The sequence below is a fragment of the Methylomonas rivi genome (assembly GCF_024505165.1).
In the GTDB taxonomy this organism is placed as follows: Bacteria; Pseudomonadota; Gammaproteobacteria; order Methylococcales; family Methylomonadaceae; genus Methylomonas; species Methylomonas rivi.
On sequence record NZ_JANIBK010000072.1, the window covers coordinates 1 to 18,149 of the forward strand.

Here is an 18,149-nt window from a genome sequence, read left to right on the forward strand (position 1 = left end):
GTTGCCGCCGCCCATGCCGGCTGGCGCGGTTTGCGGGCCGGCATCATCGAACAAACCTTATCCGCCATGCGGTGCCGCGAGATTTCGGTCTGGCTGGGGCCGGCCATCGGCCCGCAAAATTTCGAAGTGGGCGGCGAAGTGCGCAACGCTTTCGTCGGCGACAATCCTAAAGCGGCCCAAGCCTTTAAAGACAACGGCGCCGGCAAATGGCTGGCGGATATTTACCGGCTGGCCCGCCTGCAATTGACCGAGCAGGGCATCGAACGCATTTACGGCGGCGGCGATTGCACGGTAGCCGATGCCCGGCGGTTTTATTCCTATCGCCGCGACGGCGCCGCCACCGGCCGGATGGTCAGCCTGATCTGGAGAGATTGACTTTGAGCACCTTGTTATTGATCGTCATCTTTACCGCCATTGGCGGCGTTTTGAGCGTGCTGGCCGCCGGCGTGTTTTTATTGTTGCCGGAACAAAAAAGACAAAGCCTGTTGCCGCACGGCATCAGCTTTGCAATCGGCGCGCTGCTGACCGGCGCCTTTTGCGGCCTGATTCCGCATGCTTTTGAGGACGTGCCGGTTGCTGATATGCAAATGCTGTCGGCCACCATCCTGATCGGCATTTTGTTGTTTTTCGTGCTGGAGAAACTGTTGGTTTGGCGGCATTGCCATTCCCATGCCTGCGAGGCCCACGGCGAGGACTCGCATGACGATCATCACGGCCACCATCATCAAAACGACCATGGCCGCCGGGTAGCCGGCATGTTCATCATCCTGGGCGACAGCATGCATAATTTCGTCGACGGCGTGTTGATCGGCGCGGCGTTTTTGACCGATCCCCAGCTCGGCATCGTCACCAGCCTGGCGGTTACCGCCCACGAAATTCCGCAGGAAGTCGGCGATTTCGCCATCCTGCTGCATAGCGGCTATACGCGCGGCAAGGCTTTGTTTTACAACATGCTGGCCAGTCTGACCACGGTGATAGGCGGCGTTTTGGCCTATTTCAGCCTCGGCGACCTGCATCATATCCTGCCCTATTTCCTCACCCTGGCCGCTTCCAGCTTTATCTACATCGCGGTGGCCGATTTGATCCCCTCCTTGCACCAAAAAACCGACATCAAAACCTCGCTGGAACAGATCGGCTTCATTCTGGCCGGAGTGGGCTTGATTCTGCTGATGCAGACTATCGCGCACCGGTTTGAGGGCTGATTTCGTTACAGGTCCACTTGAGTAGCCTGGATGAAGCGAAGCGCAATCCGGGACTTATAGCCTTTATTCCCCCGGATTCCATTTTATTCCATCCGGGCTACGCTGGCTAAGGGGTGCGCTTGTATCGGGTAAGTGGAGGCCATAGCGCCGTAGAGTGTGCTGAACAGCGTGAAGCGCATCGTTCGCGATCGGTGCGGTTCGTAAACTCACCACACCCTACAGCTGCTTTTGGATGAACAATTGCCATTGGCGCTTTTGTTCCGTCTGGCGGGTTTAGGCCGGTAACGGTAGGTTATTTCCCGCGCCCAATAAGGCATATGCCGCTGTTTTTTATGCGGCTCCAATTAGTTTCGTTAAATCCTTTTGTTTTTCAACGGCTTGATGATTGGCGCGCGTGTTGCAAAGGAAATATCGCCGCAGGCCTTTTACGACAACAGGCAGCATCGTCCGTTATCCAGGTCTGCATAACTTCGCCATCCCCGCCGCAAGGCGGGTTCGGAAAGCCGCGGGTCTTGCGTTCAGCAAGATAGCCGGGCTGCTGTCTCAAGCATGAGATATACGTGAGCGCCCCACACGAGGCGCATTCATCCAAACCAATTAGGAAGGAACTCAATGAACACTATTAGCAAAATTCTCGGTTCAGCCACCTTGGCCGCCGCCGCTTGGGTTGGCCCTGCTCAAGCCGCCAGCCAGCTGGTCATCGACGGCAGCTTGCTGCAACTGGAAAACGGTACGACGTTCGATACCTGGAAGATTGTCATGCAAAATGCAGGTAGCTTTAAAGTCAATGTGCTGGCTTATGAAAGTACCAGTAACGCATCCGCCGATGCGCAAGATTTGAATGGCGACGGTGAATTCACCTACATCGACCCGGACACGCATTTTTGGCACGACGACGGTAGCATTAATCCATTGCTAAACCCGGCAAATCACTTGGCCCGCTGCGACGATATTGCCAATAATTGTCCTGGCGTCGATACGCCCGATTTTAAATTAACCGACCTCGGCGCAACTTTTGGCGCCAGTGACGGCTCGATCCATGCTCAGCGCGATCCCGCTTACGAAGTCACCATGGCGGCCGGCAACTACCTGTTTGTGATGGCCGATTATCGCTTGACCGAAACCGAGGCGGCATCCGGCATCAATGGCGGCGACACTATTCGTAATACCAACGTAGGCGGTCATGGCGAGTATCGCGTTACCTTCAGCTCCGACAATCTGCGTTTCAGCCTCTCCGGCGACACCATCACCGTTTCGCAAGTCCCCGTGCCCGGCGCTGTCTGGTTATTCGGCAGCGCATTGCTGGGGTTCGTGGGGATAGGTCGCCGCAAATCCTGAGCCGTTGACGTTGCGGCTGCGTCCGATCCGAAACTTTGTCGAAGCGGCCGTTCGGCCGCTCCGTATCTCGATTGCGGCCGAATTGACGATCTTGGAAGATTAGGATGGGGCATCAATAACTTCCCGCCATCCGAGAACGTCATGCCGGCAGGGATTGCCGGCATCCTGGTCACACGGATGGAAGACCCGTAGTCATTCACGAGCAAGATCCGAATGATGAGCCGGCGAGTGAGCTTTTGAAGCGGATTGATAGCAAGAAAACTAAGCATTCAAAAGCGCATCAACCAAAATTTGCGTCCGATGAATTTTCATTTCGGTTGCCTGGCGGATGGAGCGTGGCCCGATTCTGTGATGTCTTTTCGCTGGAGTATGGTGATAACCTTCCGGCAGACAAACATTCAAATACCGGTTGCCCAACATGCCGCAACTTCAATGAGATTGCCTTTAGCCGTCATTCCGGCATATCCTCTGGGGCACGAGTGGAATGCTGGAGTCCAATCCACAGGGATAGCTCGAAGCTTACCGTCCATGACACCATTGCCCGTTTCCGGACGGGCATGACGGGCTTATGGATTTAGCTGAAACATCTTGCTAATCGGGTCAACTTTTAACAGCCACTTAGAGCGTATGAATATCTCAGCCCTTGCCGTCATCGCCACGCTGCTGTTATTGCTAACAATGCTGTGGCGCCGCTGGCGGCGTAGCGTCCGCGCCGACTATATCCGCACCTACACTTTTCCGCCGGCACTCTACGAAAAACTCCGCAAGCGGCGGCCGGAACTGGCGTTGAAAGACTGCCAATTGGTGGGCAGGGCCTTGCGGCAGTTTTTTTTGGCGTACTTGCAGGGCGGTTGCCGTTACGTGTCCATGCCGTCGCAAGTGACCGACGATCTCTGGCACGAGCTAATTCTGTACACCCGCCATTACGACAGCTTCTGCAAAAAGGCTTTCGGCGGCTTTTTGCACCATACTCCGGCGGTGGTATTAAGCCGGAACAAGCAAAACAACAGCGGCCTGCGCCGCATCTGGTGGCTGGCCTGCCGCGAGGAAAACATCGATCCCCGCAAACCCAGTCGCCTGCCGTTGCTATTTGCTATCGACAAAAAGCTCAACATCGCCGACGGCTTTGTCTATGTGCCGGATTGCCGTGGTGTGCGGCGAGCTGACGGCGATAATTCCAGTGGCACACCTTATTGTGGTGGCGACTTTTCCAGTAGCGATTTCGACGGCGGCACCGACGGCTTCGGCGACTGGTCCGATAGTAGCGACAGCAGTGACGGAGGCGATGGCGGTTGCGGTGGTGGTTGTGGAGGCGATTAAACGAATCGAAAAACTACTATTCGACCTGAGCTAGGAAGCGCATGCGCCTAATGACAGGTTAACAACCTCCGCTCCCCTACAAAATCGGCACTCTCGCCCTTCGATAGATCATTAAACAATAATAAAATCAGTCAATTATAGGCATTTATTGCATCGGCAACAATTTTTGCTATCTGTATAATTAGTCTATGAAAAACAGATGATTAGACTAGTTAAAGATCGGCATGCCAATACCAACCGAAACGCCTTATCGCATTGAGCCTTGTCTGCTGGAAAATCCGCCGCTGGATGCGGTCGATTTGGTGGCGGAATTGGCTTCGCTGACAGAACAGTTAGGCGCCCGATTACATCCCGATGCCGCAGCCAGCCTGGCCGATATGGTGCGGATCATGAATTGCTATTACTCGAATCTGATTGAAGGCCATAACACCCTGCCTCGCGATATCGAATGTTGTTTGGTTACTCAATCGAATTCAGTTCGCCCGACGCTTAATCCTAAAAAGAACTGCTCTTTTTAGGATTAAGCGTTATTGGCAGATCAAAATGACCGATATATTATCGGACCCGCCGTTTTGGTTGGCCAGATCGATCAACTGTCGGGTTTTTTGCTCGATATTGTCCTTGAAAATTCCTGTCAGCGTGGCGGCTATCCGGCTGTCTTCGACCATATCGGTCAGTCCGTCCGAACACAGTAAAAAACTATCGCCGGCGGCAATATCCACAATCTGCACGGCAGGCTCGATCTCCGGCTTGGGGCCAATTCCTTGCAGGATGATGTTGGAACGCGGCGGTTCGCCGACTTGACCGTTATCCAGCCAAGTTTGATAGGCCGAATGGTCCTTGGTGAGTTGAATCAGCTGCTGGTCTCGCCAACGATACAGCCGGCTGTCGCCGACATGGAACGCCTGCATTTTGGGCAGCGTCGGGCAAAACCTGCACCCAACCATTGTGGTTCCCATACCGTTGCCGTCGACCATTTGCGCTTCTTGATTCAAGCTATAGATGGCTTGATTGGTTTGCACCAGGATGTCGGCAATGATTTGACTGTGGGTTTCGAACAGCGGTGCTTGATCGGCGTGTTCGAGCTTGCACCATAAAGCGGCCATTTTTTGCCAAAAACCGGGTTGAGTCCGTGGATCGCGGTCGATAGGCAAATATTGCCGGATTAACCGGTTGACCAGTTGAGTAGCCTCGAAACTGGCTTTGTCGCCGTATTGGTGCCCGCCCATGCCGTCGGCCAGCAGCACGATGCCGTCTGCCTCGTTGATCAATACGGTGTCTTCATTGTGATCGCGGCGGCGGCCGCAATCGGTTTGACCGGCCACATAATAGCGCTTGAAAACCTGGCTCACCGTCATGACAGTGCCTTTTCCGTGCGGCGGCACACCCTGCCGGTTGGCGAGGTTTTGCCCGGCCGGGACAGTAGCGGACAGCAAGTTTGGGCAAGAGTCATTATTTATGGCCTGGTTTTCGGTTTAGCGTCTGTTCAGCTAAAGAACAGTTCCCGCATTTTTTGCCCGGGCGACTCGGCGCGCATAAAGGCTTCGCCGACCAGGAAGGTATAAATGCCGTTGTCCTGCATCAGTTGCACGTCGGCGGGGGTGTGGATGCCGCTTTCGGTGACGATCAGTTTGTCGGCCGGAATACTGTTTTTCAACGCCAGCGTGGTTTGCAAAGAGACTTCGAAACTGCGCAAATTGCGGTTGTTGATGCCTATCATCGGGGTGTTCAGTTGCAGCGCCCGTTCCAGTTCGGCGGCATCGTGCACTTCCACCAACACATCCATGCCCAGGCCGGTCGCGGTATCGGCCAACTCCTTCAGCATGGCGTCTTCCAGCGCGGCAACGATCAGCAAAATACAGTCGGCCCCCAGCGCGCGCGACTCGTGGATTTGATAAGGATCTATCATGAAATCCTTGCGGATTACCGGCAGCGGGCACTTTTGGCGAATCATTTGCAGATTGGCTTCCGAGCCCTGGAAAAACTCCTTATCGGTCAATACCGACAAGCAGGTGGCGCCGTTCATCATATAATCGGCCGCGATGTTGACCGGCTGAAAGTCTTCCCGAATTACGCCCTGGCTGGGCGAGGCTTTTTTGATTTCAGCGATAATCGCCGGCATTTTCGCATCGGCCTTGCTGCGCAGGGAATGGTAAAAACCGCGCGGACCGGGGACGCCGGTAGCGATTTCCTGCAACATGGCAATGGGAGCGTTGGTTTTGCGGCGCGCTACTTCTTCGGCTTTTTTGGCCAGGATGGTTTTTAGGATGTCTGGTGTGTCGGTCATCGTTAGTCTGTTGGTTTGGTGTCGCTATCGCGACGGGTTATTTGTAAATCGGGTCTCGGCCCGACAGCCGAGATACTTTCTTTTGCGTTGCCAAAAGAAAGTATCCAAAGAAAAGGCAACCCGGATGCCGCGTATTCCCTGCGCTCCTCGGGTTTGAGCGGGGTTTTCCGAAGGGGCTTCCCAGCCCCTACGTAAAACGCGATGCATCCCTGCATCGCCCCTATCGGGCAAATCCGCTCAAACCCTCCGGTGCTCGGCGCGGCATAACGGGAGAAAAACCATCCCGTGTAGGGTGGGCAAATTTGCCCACCGTTGGCTTTCATTCCGCGTGGGCACTAAATCGTGCCCACCCTACTAGACTCGGCGCGGCGTAAGGGGTAGAAACCACTCCGGAATTGCAACTCGAAGGGCCGGGAACGGTCCGATTAGCGTGGATGCATTGAAAGCCACTCCAAGAGTTTATCGTACGACTTTATGATAATCTTTTTGGAATTCCAATCTGGATGTAAATATTCCTTTTCGTATCCGGTTGGAAAACCTGTGCTAGCAGAAACAATCCAGGAATCCTTATGACATTTCTGACGCCCATTCATTAACCCTATTGGAAGCCGTCCCAAAACCCCCGCAACCGCTCCATATGTTGCTTTCTGTCGATACTTATTCAAAGTATCGACAATATATTCTAAATCATATGATGCCAAATCGAACTCCGTTAAATTAATTTTGAAATACTAAATGAGCTTGAATAAATCAAATGTTCTGGCCAAATATCCAACCTTCAACGGATTTGATGGCATCATCATTTGGAAGTCCATCATCGCTGTAACCCATAATTACCGAAAGCATGCCTAATAGACCTACTAAGGCATCAAATTTATCTTCTCCTATAGCAGAGTTTCCAAAGCCTTGGCTTAGCTCTGATTCAACCATTTTCAAATCCACATCGATTTTATGTGCGAACTGTTTGATTGCGTGCATTTTATTGAGTCGATCAATTGCCTTGCGTTTACTCCAGCCTTTTCCCGGAGCGCCTATTCCTATTTGTACGCATGCATCGCCGGGATATGTTTCAACGATCATTGCTGTTTTAAATTCATTCATCTGATCTAACTGTGCATCGAAAGGCCAGATCACAAGTTCGTTGTTCAGTAAATTTATAGCTGGAACCAATATCTCTCTCCAACCAGATATTGCTGCTTTCCCAACTTGGTTTCCTCCTAATGTCCAAAATAATGAACAGGCATCATTTCGTTTTCCGACACCAAGTTCGCAACGGCGCAATAAAGCTTTTATATCATTCACACCAATTCCGTTGACTAGATGCTTTTGGTTGACATCTCCCTTATTAATGCATTTTCTTGGATAAAACGGTCTGTGAATAGATATTTCTTCAGGAGTTTCTGCTACTTTATAAAAATCAGACCAAATGCCGAGTCCAAACTCCGGCAATATATCCAAAAATCGGTGAATGCTTGCTTGATCTGCGTAATATTTTGGAATTCCAATAGGAAAATCAAATCCAAATATTACACCCCAATCGTTAGCCTCTCGAAGTGAAGAATAAATAATATTTTTAGTATCGACTGGCTCTGGTGGCAAAATCTTATAAATATTTTGGTGTAAAATTGCTTTACACATCCAACGTTTGTTTGTGTTCGTACTCCAGTCAGCGTGAACTACTAATTTCGGCAACATCTATTAATTACCAATTTAAATGGGTTATCGAATAGCTACTTTCTATCGCATTACTATTGATACGTTTCATATTGCTACAATCACGAATGATACATCTGCTATAAAATCAAATTACCAAACTATTTTCGATTTGCCGACAGTTTTCTCCCCTGATGCCGCGCCGAGCACCGGAGGGTTTGGGCGGATTAGCCCGTTAGGGCGATGCAGGGATGCATCGCGTTTTTCGTAAGGGCTGGGATGCCCTTTCGAAAAACCCCGCTCAAAGCCTTCGGAGCGCAGGATCAACGCGGCATGGGGTGTCGTTTCTTTTGGGTACTTTTCTTTGGACAAGCAAAGAAAAGTACCTCGGCTGTCGGGCCGAGACCCGACTTCTAAAAATCCCGTCGCGATAGCGACACAATACCCGAAGACGATGGAGCGTCCGTCACTGCATTCCCACGCCGGAGCATGGGAACGATAAATAGCCGATTTGCATGTTTAGCACCCGCAGGGCGAAACACATGGATGTGTTTCGTGAAACCGACATTAGAAAAACCGTCGCGATAGCGACACCAAAAACCTCAAGCCGCTATCGTCTGCACCGTCAGCTTAACCCCAAGCGCCTTACAGACCTTGGCAATGGTCTCGAATCGGGGCTGGGCGTCGGCACGCAGGGCTTTATACAAGGCTTCGCGGCTGATGCCGGCCGCATTGGCAATTTCGGTCATGCCTCGCGCTCTGGCGATACTGCCGAGTGCATTGGCCAAGGCCGCCGGATCGTCCTCTTCCAGAACCACGGTCAGGTATTCGGCAATGGCTTGATCGCTATCGAGGTGTTCGGTAATGTCAAAGATGGGTAAATCGGCGATTTGGATTTTTTCGGTCATGTTCAATCCTCCAACAATGTCGCCAAGTGCTGAGCCTTGGCAATATCGGCGGCCTGACTGGATTTATCGCCACCGCCCAGCATCACAATCAACACCTCGCCTCGCTGCACATAGTACATTCGCCAGCCGGGGGCCGAAGTGCTCACGCATTTCAAACACGCCCTCACCAATGGCCTTAACGTCGCCAAGATTACCTTGCTGGGCTTTTTCAAGTCGCCGCGCCAGACGACGGAGAGTTAAGCCGTCCTTCAAGCCAAGCAACCATTCGCTAAATACAGGTAGTTGTTTGATCGTATACATGCCGAACTGTAATCGAACGATTACAGTTCGTCAATGATTTAACTGGCTTTGGAATACCCCACCAACGCCTCAAACTTAGCCAACGCACTCCCATCCGCCAACACCTCATGCGCCCGCTTCACACCGGCCACCAACGTGTCAACCAAATCCGCCGCATAAATTGCCGCGCCGGCGTTCAACGCCACGATATCGCGCGCCGGGCCGGGTTGATTATTTAATACCTGGCGGATAATTGCCAGACTGTCCTGTGCATTGCCGACCGCCAGACTGTCCAGGCCGGCGCGTTGCAGGCCGAATTGCTCCGGGGTGACGACGTAACTCGATACTTCGCCGTTCTTCAGCTCGGCTACATCGGTGGCGGCGGCGATACTGATTTCATCCAGCCCGTCCTGGGCATGCACCACCAGCACATGCTTGCTGCCGAGTTTTTTCAACACTTCCGCCACCGGCACCAGCCATTGTTTGTCGAACACGCCGATTAACTGATGCGGGGCATTGGCCGGATTGGACAGCGGGCCGATCAGGTTAAACAGGGTTCTGACGCCCATTTCCTTGCGCGGACCGACCGTATGCCGCACCGCGCTGTGGTGTTTGGCGGCAAATAGAAAGCCGACCCCAAGTTGATTCACGCAGTCCGCTACTTGTTCGGCCGGCATGTCCAGATTGACGCCGGCGGCTTCCAGCAAATCCGCGCTGCCGCAGCTACTGGATACCGAGCGGTTGCCGTGTTTGGCGACCTTGCCGCCGGCCGCCGCGACCACGAAGGCCGCCGTGGTGGAGATATTGAAGGTGTTGGCGCCGTCGCCGCCGGTGCCGCAGGTATCGATAACGTGATCGCCGCCGACCGGTACCGGGCGCACTAGTTCCCGCAACACCGACACGGCTGCGGCGATTTCCTCGACGGTTTCGCCCTTGCAGCGCAGGGCGATCAGAAAGCCAGCGGTCTGGGCGTCGCTAAGTTCGCCGTTCATCATGGCCCGCATCACTGTCTGCATTTCGGCGGTCGTGAGGTCATGTTTGTCGAGCAATTTCTGCAAGGTGGCTTGGATCTGCATAAGGTATCGAATCGGGTAAAACTAAATTGAGCGTGAAACAGGATTATTGGCCGGCTTTGTGTTCGGAAAACACTTGAGCCTTGCCGTCTTTATCGAACGATACCACCGTATAATCGTCCTGCCGGCCGCCCATTTCCATGCCGGGGCTGCCCATCGGCATGCCGGGCGCGGAAATACCGACCACCGCGGGTTTGGTTTGCAGCAGTTTTTCGATATCGGCGGCCGGCACGTGGCCCTCGATCACATAACCGTCGACGATGGCGGTATGGCAAGAAGACAATTCCGACGGCACGCCGAATTTTTGTTTGACGGCCTGCATATCGTCGCTAACGATATCCTTGACCGCAAAGTGATTTTGTTTGACGTGGGCTATCCATTTGCCGCAGCAGCCGCAGGTCGGACTGCGGTACACGGTCATTTCCCTGTCGGCCACGGCTTCCTCGGCAGCCGCTGCCATACTGGATGCCAACAGTAGCGCACTGAGTAAACATTTCAAGCGTTTCATAAATACCCCCGTATTCGGCTATTGCAAATAGCGGGGTATTGTACGCCGCCGGCGCGGCCATTGCACTGCCGGCCTACTCGCCATGTAGAGTCAGCACTAAAGTACGGCCGCCGCCATGGTTGCGGTGTTCGCACAGATAAATCCCCTGCCAGATGCCCAGGTTCAGGCGGCCGCTATTGACAGGCAGCGTCAAGCCGCAACCGAGCAGGCTGCTTTTCAAATGCGCCGGCATGTCGTCGCTGCCTTCGTCCATGTGCCGGTAATACGGCTGGTCTTCCGGCACGGCCCGGTTGAAGAAGCTTTCGAAATCCATCCGTACCGTAGGGTCCGCATTTTCGTTGAGGGTCAGCGATGCCGAGGTATGCTTGATGAACACATGCAGCAGGCCGATGTTGATCTGGCGCAATTCCGGGAGCTGGGCGACGATTTCGTCGGTCACCAAATGAAAGCCGCGACTGCGGGGTTTCAGGCGTATTTCTTTTTGTATCCACATCTGCGCGCGTCTGATCAGGTTGTGTTGTTAGTTATTAGGGAGATTGTAATCGATCAGAACGGTCGCGGCGGCACGCGCATTGGCGATGGCCTCGGAATTCCGGTGTATTTGTTCGCCGACAATGGCGCCGGCAATCAGTAGCGTCAATTGCGCCGCCAGAGGTTTCGCGTTGCGGCTGCCGGCTTGTTCGGCCAGATCGGCCAGCAGCTTGCCGAATTCGGCATAAAATTCGGCGGCAGCCTGTTGAACGGGATTATTTTCCTCGGCAAATTCGGCGGCGGCGTTAATAAACGGGCAGCCGCGGAATTCGGGGGTGTCCAGCATGGCATCGAAGACATCGAATACCGCCAACAACTTTTGCCTTGGTGTCTGTCCTCCGCTGTCGATAGCGTTTTGAATGTGTGTCAACATGGCCGCGCGGCTTTGGCACAAATGCGCCAATACTAAATCGTCTTTCGATGGAAAGTATTTGTACAGGCTCATTTTGGTAGTGCCGGCGGCTTTGACAATCGCGTCTACACCGGTCGACTTGATGCCTTGGCGGTAAAAAAGCGCGGAAGCGGCCTGCAGTATGTGTTCTTGAAGATTACGTGACATAACACAAACAGAATAAAACTTGCCACTATACCGACCGGTCTGTATTATTGCAACGGACTGACCGGTCGGTATAGTCTTGTTCGTTTCTTAACCCGAGGAGATAGCTCCATGATCACACTTTACGGCGTTGCCATCAGCAATTACTACAACAAAGTCAAACTGGCGTTACTGGAAAAACAGATCGCTTTCACGGAGGAGTCCTTGCCGCCCGCGCAGAGCGACGCGGTATTAAAGCGCTCGCCGTTGGGCAAGATTCCGTTCATCAAAACCGCAGAGGGCTATTTGTCGGAGTCGCAAGCGATTTTAGAGTATCTGGAAGATGCCTACCCGGAGGCCCCCAGACTGTACCCCAACGATGTCTTCGAACGGGCGAAATGCCGGGAATTCATCCAGCATATCGAACTGAATGTGGAGCAGATTGCCCGGCGTATTTATTCGGAAGCGATATTCGGCGGTAAGGTATCGCAGGAAACCAAGGACGAAGTATTGACCAAGGTCGAAAATGGCCTGCGCGGGCTGGCCCGGTTAATGACGCTATCGCCTTACGCGTTGGGAGAACATTTTTTCGCCGCCGACGTGGTGGCTTGGCCGCATTTGCAATTGGTGGGTTATGCCACGCAACAGATTTACGGCAGGGATTTGGTGGCCGAGCATATTCCGGGTATCGCGGAATACATGAGGTTGATCGAAAGCCGCCCGCATGCGCAATTGGTCGGTAAGGATAGGGCTGAGGCGTTGGAAGCGTTTTTTAAGAACCGTTAGCAGTTGAACGCGTTCGCACTGCATACCAACAAGGTTTTATATTACTTCAAACTTGAAAAGGTATGCGGTGCAAACTCCTTTGATTATTTATCTTTGAACAAATAGTTGGCCACGATTGCAAAAAGGCCGACAATCGATGCAGTTGTTGTAGTGATTAAAGCTATCAATACAGAATCGGCCATTTTGAACCATCCGCATTTACTGCCAAAACCGGCCAATAAAACGATAGCCACCACGCTTATCAGCCAAATGCGAATAAGGTTGAAAATTTTATTTGCATATTCTTTTCTAGCCTCAATATCTTGCCGCTTTCCTTCATTATCTAAACGCTTGGATTCAGCTTCAAGAGAAGCGATTTCCTCTTTCGTTTTTTCATCTGGCTCAGAAGAAACATTCTGAGATGTGTCATGTATAGCGTTGAGATCCAACTCTAAAGATTTACGTGACACTTTGGCTATCTCGTATTTTGTCGAAATATTCTTTTATGTCGCTGTCGGGAATATCTGTATTTTTAGGGACACCGTTCTCTCCCCATACTTTAGCCCAGGGAGTATCTGGCTTATGGGTAATATTGGATAGTTGAATTCCATCGTATTTACCATAAACTTCCCATATTTTTTTGATAAACGCTGAAAGACTCTCGTCGTCAGGAAGATGTGGAGTAACAATCTCGAAATCCTTATCCATGTCAGTTGCATAATCTCGGATTGTTTTACTACCCAAGGACTTGAACTCATGATATAGAGATGGAACTACTGGGCCATAACGCCATGCTTCAATTTTCTCATCTATTAACGGTTGCCCTTTTGATAGAGATAGAAACCAGCCATGAGCAAAGTAAACCAATTTTTGTAGCTTCATTGGTGAAAGTGGTGAACCGCCCTCTTTGGCAAGATCGATAAATTTATTAGCTATTGCTTTAGTCTGATAGGTCATAACTAACCTCACTCAGTAAGTGATGTTGGGGGTAAATCGCCAGAATACTTTTTTGAATGTATCCACAACTAATGCTAAAAGTCAATCGTTGCAAAATGAAGACTTGCAAAAATATTCAAACCGGGGCTTTCAATCGCTCCTACCCACACAATACTCATTTCTTGACGTATAAATCCGTAATCGTCCCCTCTATCATCTCCGCCGCAAACGCAAAAGTTTCCGACAAGGTCGGGTGCGGATGGATAGTCAGGCTGATGTCGGTGGCGTCGGCGCCCATTTCCAGCGCCAGTACCGCTTCGGCAATCAGTTCGCCGGCGCCGGGGCCGGTCATGCCTGCGCCCAAAATGCGGCCGCTGGTTTTGTCGGTGAGAATTTTGGTCAAGCCTTCGTTACGGCCCAAGGCCAGCGAACGGCCGCTGGCGGCCCAAGGGAAGGTGGCTTTTTCGTATTCCACGCCCTGTTCCTTGGCCTGATTTTCGGTCAGGCCCATCCAGGCCACTTCCGGGTCGGTATAAGCCACCGATGGAATGGTCAGCGCGTCTAAACCGGCTTTGTGACCGGCAATCACTTCAGCGGCGATTTTGCCTTCATGCGTGGCTTTGTGGGCCAGCATCGGATTGCCGACGATGTCGCCAATCGCGAAGATGTGGCTGACATTGGTGCGGCCTTGCTTGTCCACCGGGATAAAACCGCGCTCGTCGACATTCACGCCGGCTTTGTCGGCAGCTATCAGTTTACCGTTCGGCCGGCGGCCGACCGCAACCAAGACCGCATCGAACACGGCCGATTCCGGCGCATCCTTGCCTTCCATGGTTACTTTAATGCCGGTATCGCTGGTTTCCATGGCCTTGACGCTGGTTTTCAGCCACAGGTTGTCGTATTGCTTCTTGATTTTGCGTTGCAGCGGGGTGACCAAATCCTTGTCGCAGCCGGGGATGATTTGGTCCATCAATTCCACCACGCTGATTTTCGAGCCCAAGGCGTGGTAAACGGTGGCCATTTCCAGGCCGATGATGCCGCCGCCGACAATCAACAGGTTTTCCGGCACCGATTGCAGAGCCAGTGCGTCGGTGGAATCCCACACGCGCGGGTCGTCGTGCGGAAAGCCGGGGATTTTGGTCGGCTGCGAGCCGGCGGCGATAATGGCGTTGTCGAAGGTGACGGTTTGAGTGCCGGACTCGTTTTCCACCGTCAGACTGTTGGCCGAAGCGAATTTGCCGACGCCATTGATCACGGTGACTTTGCGCTGTTTGGCCAGTTTGCCCAGGCCTTGATTCAAGCCTTGGCTGACGCTTTCCTTCCAACCGCGAATTTTGTCAATATCAATAGTCGGTTTGCCGAAACTGACGCCGTGCTCGGCCATCGCTTCGGCTTCATGAATGATTTGCGCCGCGTGCAGCAGGGCTTTGGAGGGAATGCAGCCGACGTTCAGACAAACGCCGCCCAATACCGGATAACGCTCTACCAGTACCACTTGCTTGCCTAAATCGGCGGCGCGGAACGCGGCTGTGTAACCGCCGGGGCCGCCGCCTAAAACCAATACTTCGGCGTGTGTTTGTGTGTTACTCATGTAATTGAACTCCTAAATGCCTGAATCGTCTGTGCGCGCAAGCCGAGTGTCAACAAGGCGCGGGGATTGGCAAGCATTTTACCGGTTACTGTGAAGGATAGAAAATTAATCCGACTCGGCGAATATGATCGATTAAATCGGGATTGTCTATTTGTTGAAACAGCGACAGGTCGACAGTGTACGGGAGCAGCAAGTCGTCAATTTCAGTTTCGATGCGAGTTAACAAACGGTAATCCAGTTTGTCGCCGAGCAAGGTTAAATCGATGTCCGAGCCTTTGCGCGCCGTGCCCTTGGCTCGCGAACCGTAAAGCAAGGCCTGTTCTACTTCGGGATGGTTGGCAAACACCCGCTGCAGCGCCGCGATATTGCCAACACTTAAGCCGCTACGCTCAGCCAACGCCTCATGCGGCATCGACCAACCCCGCCATAGTTTGCTGCAAGCGATCGAACTGGGTAAAAAACCGCTCGCGTATGTTGCCGGCAATCGCTTGCGCGGTTTCCCGGTTATAGGTGTGGACTGTGCGGTTGCGGTCCCGAATCATGTCCATCCAGCATTCGCCATCGTCGATCAGCTCCAGTTTGAAAGCCTCGCGCGTGGCATCGCGGGAACCGTGAATGGCCTGCTGGCCCTTGGACAACAGATAGTCGCGCAACACATTCCAGGCCAGCTCGTGAGTGTATTCAAAAGCTTGAATCAAGCCCTGCTCCTCCAACTCGTTTAATTCACCGTGTTCGATGAACCGACGCAGCTGGTCCAGGGCTTTTTGGTAATTGGAAAAGCGTTGTTGCCAACGGATGTCTTGTTGCATGGGTTGGTAATTTAATTCGTCCGATTACGCTTTGCTTTTATGCACTTTAGGGTAAATCGGACCCACTTGGACTGAGTGAACAAACATGCTTACGCATCTTCAAGCTCAATTTTCATATGATAGGTTTTGAGAGAGACTTTCTCGGAGGTTTCACACGCTTGAACAAGACTCTCATCTATGCCGCCGGCGACAATGACACCTAAAATCTTTTTTTCAGGGAATTGTCGTTGAAGCAATCCTATATACATTGAGATTTGTCCAAAAACTTTATAATCAGCTTGACCGGATTTTAGCTCTACTACGACTAAGTTTCCGTCATATTCGTTCTCGAGCAAAACATCGATACGTTTACCTCCAATGGAATACTCAACCCCAATTGCTAAGCCACCAAATATTTTGTGATTGGGAAACAACTCTGATACTTGGGAACAAAGAGCAGTTTGCAAATCTTTTTCGTAAGCAAAATTATTCGGAACGTCAAGATTTTGTTCAGCATTCTCCATCTGAATGATTTCTTGACCGTCTCCGAACGTTTGAACAAAGAAATCAGAGTATCGGCCAATTGCTGCCCTGAAACGTCCGTGTTGCTCATAGCCAAATTCGGAAAACTTACCCGATTGACTGTAATCATGAGCTATCTCACTAATTTTGGTTTGATCTCTTATCATATAAATATCAATAGGAGTACCTGTCGATTTTGAATAATGCTCAGAAATTATGTTGATAGCTTTAGGATAGCTATTTGCGGCCCCCGGATGTCCTCGCGATGATAACCAGTTCTTAAACTTCGCTTCCATCATGCAATTGGTCTCTGCTATGCAAAAGGATTGATGATCTGCAACCCGCTTATTGCTAAGCCATTATGCATATCTTCCGAGTAAATGATTCGGCAATCGGCCATTATTGCAGATGCCACCACCAAACTATCCCAATAGGACAAACTGAACGATTCGCGTAACGCAGATGCTTGGCAAACCTCATCCACTGTTACGGTATGTATCGGATAACGTTGCCGGAAATTTTCCACGGTTTGCCGAATCTCTTGCTCGGTGTATCCGGCTTTACGCAGCAGATTGTTGCAGACCTCGTTCACGACTTGAGTGCTAAGCATTACGCCGGGCTGCGCGATAACCGTTAAAGCTTGCTGGTGTTTGGGCGAACTCTCATCCATGAAAGCATAAAGCCAGACATTGGAATCGACAAAACAGTTAACGCTCATAAACCGCTTCGCGTGACAGCGGCTCGAATGGTTTAACCAAGCGAGGCGCTAGCGGCACTGATTCCTTGGGGTCTTGTTGTTGGACGGCGTATTTTTGCAACAAAAATTGATAAAAATCCTCCAATTCGTGCCTGGCAAAGTCCGGTAGTTTTTCTAAATTCAATGTTTGCATACTAGGCCTCCCAAGGAAGTTGATCCTTGCTGCTTACAACAACAGCCGCCGAATATCCGCCAAATTGGCCTTCAACGCTTCCATAAACCGCGCGCCTTCCGCACCATCAATGACGCGGTGGTCGTAGGTGATGTCCAGCGGCAGCATCAGTTTCGGGTCGAAGCTGGCGCCGTTCCAGACCGGCTGCACCTTGGCGCGGGTGACGCCTAAAATCGCCACTTCCGGCGCGTTTACAATCGGGGTAAACGCGGTGCCGCCGATGCCGCCCAGGCTGGAGATAGTCATGCAACCGCCCTGCATATCGGACGGTTTCAGTTTGCCCTGTCTTGCCAATTCGCTGACTTCGGCCAGTTCGGTCGACAGCTGGAAAATGCCTTTTTTATCCACATCGCGGATCACCGGCACCACCAGACCGTTGGGCGTGTCGACGGCAATACCGAGATGGAAATATTTTTTTAGGATCAGCTTGTCGCCTTCCGGCGACAAGGAGCTGTTGAACGATGGATATTTCTGCATCGCCCCCACCAGCGCCTTCATGATGAAGACCAAGCCGGTCAGTTTGATGCCATCTTTGCCTTGGCCGGCGTTTGTGGCTTTGCGGAATTCTTCCATTTCGTCGATGGCGACTTCATCGTGGTAAGTCACCAGCGGCAGATTCAGCCAGACCCGGGTCAGGTTTTGCCCGGTCAGACGTTTGATTTTGCTTAAGGGTTTTTCTTCGATTTCGCCGAACTGAGTGAAATCGACCGCCGGTATCGCCGGAATACCGGCGCCGCCAACGGTTGCGCCGCTGCCGGAAGCCATCGCCTGCTTGACGAAGTTTTGTACATCGCTTTTCAGAATGCGGCCCTTGCGGCCCGTACCGGTCTGTACTTTACCGAGATCGACGCCCAGTTCGCGGGCATAGAGTCTGACGCTGGGGGTGGCGTGGGCTTTAAACATTTCGCCGCTCGCCGCAACGGGAGCCGCTGGCGCCGGTTTGACCGGTTCGGGTTTTGGCGCTTCCGCAACCGGCGCGGGCGC

24 protein-coding genes and 1 riboswitch are annotated in these 18,149 nt (G+C 52.2%); of the genes, 6 read left to right on the top strand and 18 right to left on the bottom strand.

Annotated features, from left to right (window positions below):
- From NP596_RS13165 to NP596_RS13185, 5 genes are all read left to right on the top strand, one after another.
- A partial coding sequence (locus NP596_RS13165) for a purine nucleoside phosphorylase YfiH/LACC1 family protein (RefSeq protein WP_256615838.1) occupies positions 1–375 on the top strand: 375 nt, incomplete at its 5' end.
- Positions 376–377: 2 nt separating this feature from the next.
- A complete protein-coding gene (locus tag NP596_RS13170) occupies positions 378–1,202 on the top strand; it encodes a ZIP family metal transporter (protein ID WP_256615839.1) in 825 nt (274 codons plus the stop codon).
- Positions 1,203–1,664: 462 nt separating this feature from the next.
- Positions 1,665–1,745, top strand: a riboswitch (cyclic di-GMP riboswitch).
- A 69-nt stretch (positions 1,746–1,814) separates the two neighbouring features.
- On the top strand, positions 1,815–2,540 hold the full coding sequence (locus NP596_RS13175) for a hypothetical protein (protein WP_256615840.1): 726 nt from the start codon (positions 1,815–1,817) through the stop codon (positions 2,538–2,540).
- A 627-nt stretch (positions 2,541–3,167) separates the two neighbouring features.
- The gene (locus NP596_RS13180; RefSeq protein WP_256615841.1) at positions 3,168–3,860 is read left to right on the top strand and encodes a glycine-rich domain-containing protein; all 693 of its coding nucleotides are present in this window, start codon (positions 3,168–3,170) and stop codon (positions 3,858–3,860) included.
- Between the two features lie 224 nt (positions 3,861–4,084).
- On the top strand, positions 4,085–4,378 hold the full coding sequence (locus tag NP596_RS13185; protein ID WP_256615842.1) for a hypothetical protein: 294 nt from the start codon (positions 4,085–4,087) through the stop codon (positions 4,376–4,378).
- A gap of 9 nt (positions 4,379–4,387) precedes the next feature.
- Here the strand turns inward: NP596_RS13185 and NP596_RS13190 are convergent, their stop codons facing one another.
- The 9 genes from NP596_RS13190 to NP596_RS13230 form a co-directional block, all read right to left on the bottom strand.
- A complete protein-coding gene (locus tag NP596_RS13190; protein ID WP_256615843.1) occupies positions 4,388–5,218 on the bottom strand; it encodes a PP2C family protein-serine/threonine phosphatase in 831 nt (276 codons plus the stop codon).
- A gap of 128 nt (positions 5,219–5,346) precedes the next feature.
- Positions 5,347–6,147 (bottom strand): indole-3-glycerol phosphate synthase TrpC, encoded by an 801-nt coding sequence (gene trpC, locus NP596_RS13195; RefSeq protein WP_256615844.1) that lies wholly within the window; start codon positions 6,145–6,147, stop codon positions 5,347–5,349.
- 750 nt (positions 6,148–6,897) lie between these two features.
- Positions 6,898–7,842 (bottom strand): hypothetical protein, encoded by a 945-nt coding sequence (locus tag NP596_RS13200; RefSeq protein ID WP_256615845.1) that lies wholly within the window; start codon positions 7,840–7,842, stop codon positions 6,898–6,900.
- Positions 7,843–8,402: 560 nt separating this feature from the next.
- Entirely contained in the window at positions 8,403–8,708 is a 306-nt protein-coding gene (locus tag NP596_RS13205; protein WP_256615846.1) for an addiction module antidote protein, read from the bottom strand.
- Between the two features lie 2 nt (positions 8,709–8,710).
- Positions 8,711–8,854 (bottom strand): type II toxin-antitoxin system RelE/ParE family toxin, encoded by a 144-nt coding sequence (locus NP596_RS13210; protein ID WP_256615847.1) that lies wholly within the window; start codon positions 8,852–8,854, stop codon positions 8,711–8,713.
- Positions 8,855–9,046: 192 nt separating this feature from the next.
- Entirely contained in the window at positions 9,047–10,063 is a 1,017-nt protein-coding gene (gene trpD, locus NP596_RS13215; RefSeq protein ID WP_256615848.1) for an anthranilate phosphoribosyltransferase, read from the bottom strand.
- 43 nt (positions 10,064–10,106) lie between these two features.
- Positions 10,107–10,568, bottom strand: a complete 462-nt coding sequence (locus NP596_RS13220; RefSeq protein ID WP_256615849.1) for a DUF411 domain-containing protein — start codon at positions 10,566–10,568, stop codon at positions 10,107–10,109.
- A gap of 73 nt (positions 10,569–10,641) precedes the next feature.
- Positions 10,642–11,061, bottom strand: coding sequence for a secondary thiamine-phosphate synthase enzyme YjbQ (locus NP596_RS13225; protein ID WP_256615850.1), 420 nt, complete (start codon positions 11,059–11,061; stop codon positions 10,642–10,644).
- A gap of 27 nt (positions 11,062–11,088) precedes the next feature.
- Positions 11,089–11,658, bottom strand: a complete 570-nt coding sequence (locus tag NP596_RS13230) for a TetR/AcrR family transcriptional regulator (RefSeq protein ID WP_256615851.1) — start codon at positions 11,656–11,658, stop codon at positions 11,089–11,091.
- 108 nt (positions 11,659–11,766) lie between these two features.
- On the opposite strand from NP596_RS13230, the gene NP596_RS13235 reads away from it, so the two are divergent.
- Entirely contained in the window at positions 11,767–12,420 is a 654-nt protein-coding gene (locus NP596_RS13235; RefSeq protein ID WP_256615852.1) for a glutathione S-transferase family protein, read from the top strand.
- A gap of 83 nt (positions 12,421–12,503) precedes the next feature.
- Here NP596_RS13235 and NP596_RS13240 read toward each other — a convergent pair whose 3' ends face one another.
- The 9 genes from NP596_RS13240 to NP596_RS13280 all read right to left on the bottom strand — a co-directional run.
- The gene (locus tag NP596_RS13240) at positions 12,504–12,869 is read right to left on the bottom strand and encodes a hypothetical protein (RefSeq protein ID WP_256615853.1); all 366 of its coding nucleotides are present in this window, start codon (positions 12,867–12,869) and stop codon (positions 12,504–12,506) included.
- Positions 12,859–13,356 carry a Panacea domain-containing protein gene (locus tag NP596_RS13245; RefSeq protein WP_256615854.1) on the bottom strand — a complete coding sequence of 166 codons (498 nt, stop codon included), beginning with the start codon at positions 13,354–13,356 and terminating at the stop codon, positions 12,859–12,861. The genes NP596_RS13240 and NP596_RS13245 overlap by 11 nt, the downstream gene beginning before the upstream one ends.
- Before the next feature lie 154 nt (positions 13,357–13,510).
- The gene (gene lpdA, locus NP596_RS13250) at positions 13,511–14,926 is read right to left on the bottom strand and encodes a dihydrolipoyl dehydrogenase (protein WP_256615855.1); all 1,416 of its coding nucleotides are present in this window, start codon (positions 14,924–14,926) and stop codon (positions 13,511–13,513) included.
- An 85-nt stretch (positions 14,927–15,011) separates the two neighbouring features.
- Positions 15,012–15,338, bottom strand: a complete 327-nt coding sequence (locus NP596_RS13255) for a nucleotidyltransferase domain-containing protein (protein ID WP_256615856.1) — start codon at positions 15,336–15,338, stop codon at positions 15,012–15,014.
- Positions 15,328–15,735, bottom strand: a complete 408-nt coding sequence (locus tag NP596_RS13260; RefSeq protein ID WP_256615857.1) for a nucleotidyltransferase substrate binding protein — start codon at positions 15,733–15,735, stop codon at positions 15,328–15,330. The genes NP596_RS13255 and NP596_RS13260 overlap by 11 nt, the downstream gene beginning before the upstream one ends.
- Before the next feature lie 89 nt (positions 15,736–15,824).
- Positions 15,825–16,535, bottom strand: a complete 711-nt coding sequence (locus NP596_RS13265; RefSeq protein WP_256615858.1) for an endonuclease NucS domain-containing protein — start codon at positions 16,533–16,535, stop codon at positions 15,825–15,827.
- A 14-nt stretch (positions 16,536–16,549) separates the two neighbouring features.
- Positions 16,550–16,954 (bottom strand): PIN domain-containing protein, encoded by a 405-nt coding sequence (locus NP596_RS13270; protein WP_256615859.1) that lies wholly within the window; start codon positions 16,952–16,954, stop codon positions 16,550–16,552.
- Positions 16,944–17,126 carry a hypothetical protein gene (locus tag NP596_RS13275; RefSeq protein WP_256615860.1) on the bottom strand — a complete coding sequence of 61 codons (183 nt, stop codon included), beginning with the start codon at positions 17,124–17,126 and terminating at the stop codon, positions 16,944–16,946. The genes NP596_RS13270 and NP596_RS13275 overlap by 11 nt, the downstream gene beginning before the upstream one ends.
- 33 nt (positions 17,127–17,159) lie before the next feature.
- Positions 17,160–18,149: 2-oxo acid dehydrogenase subunit E2 (locus tag NP596_RS13280; protein ID WP_256615861.1), on the bottom strand; the 990-nt coding region annotated here is incomplete at its 5' end.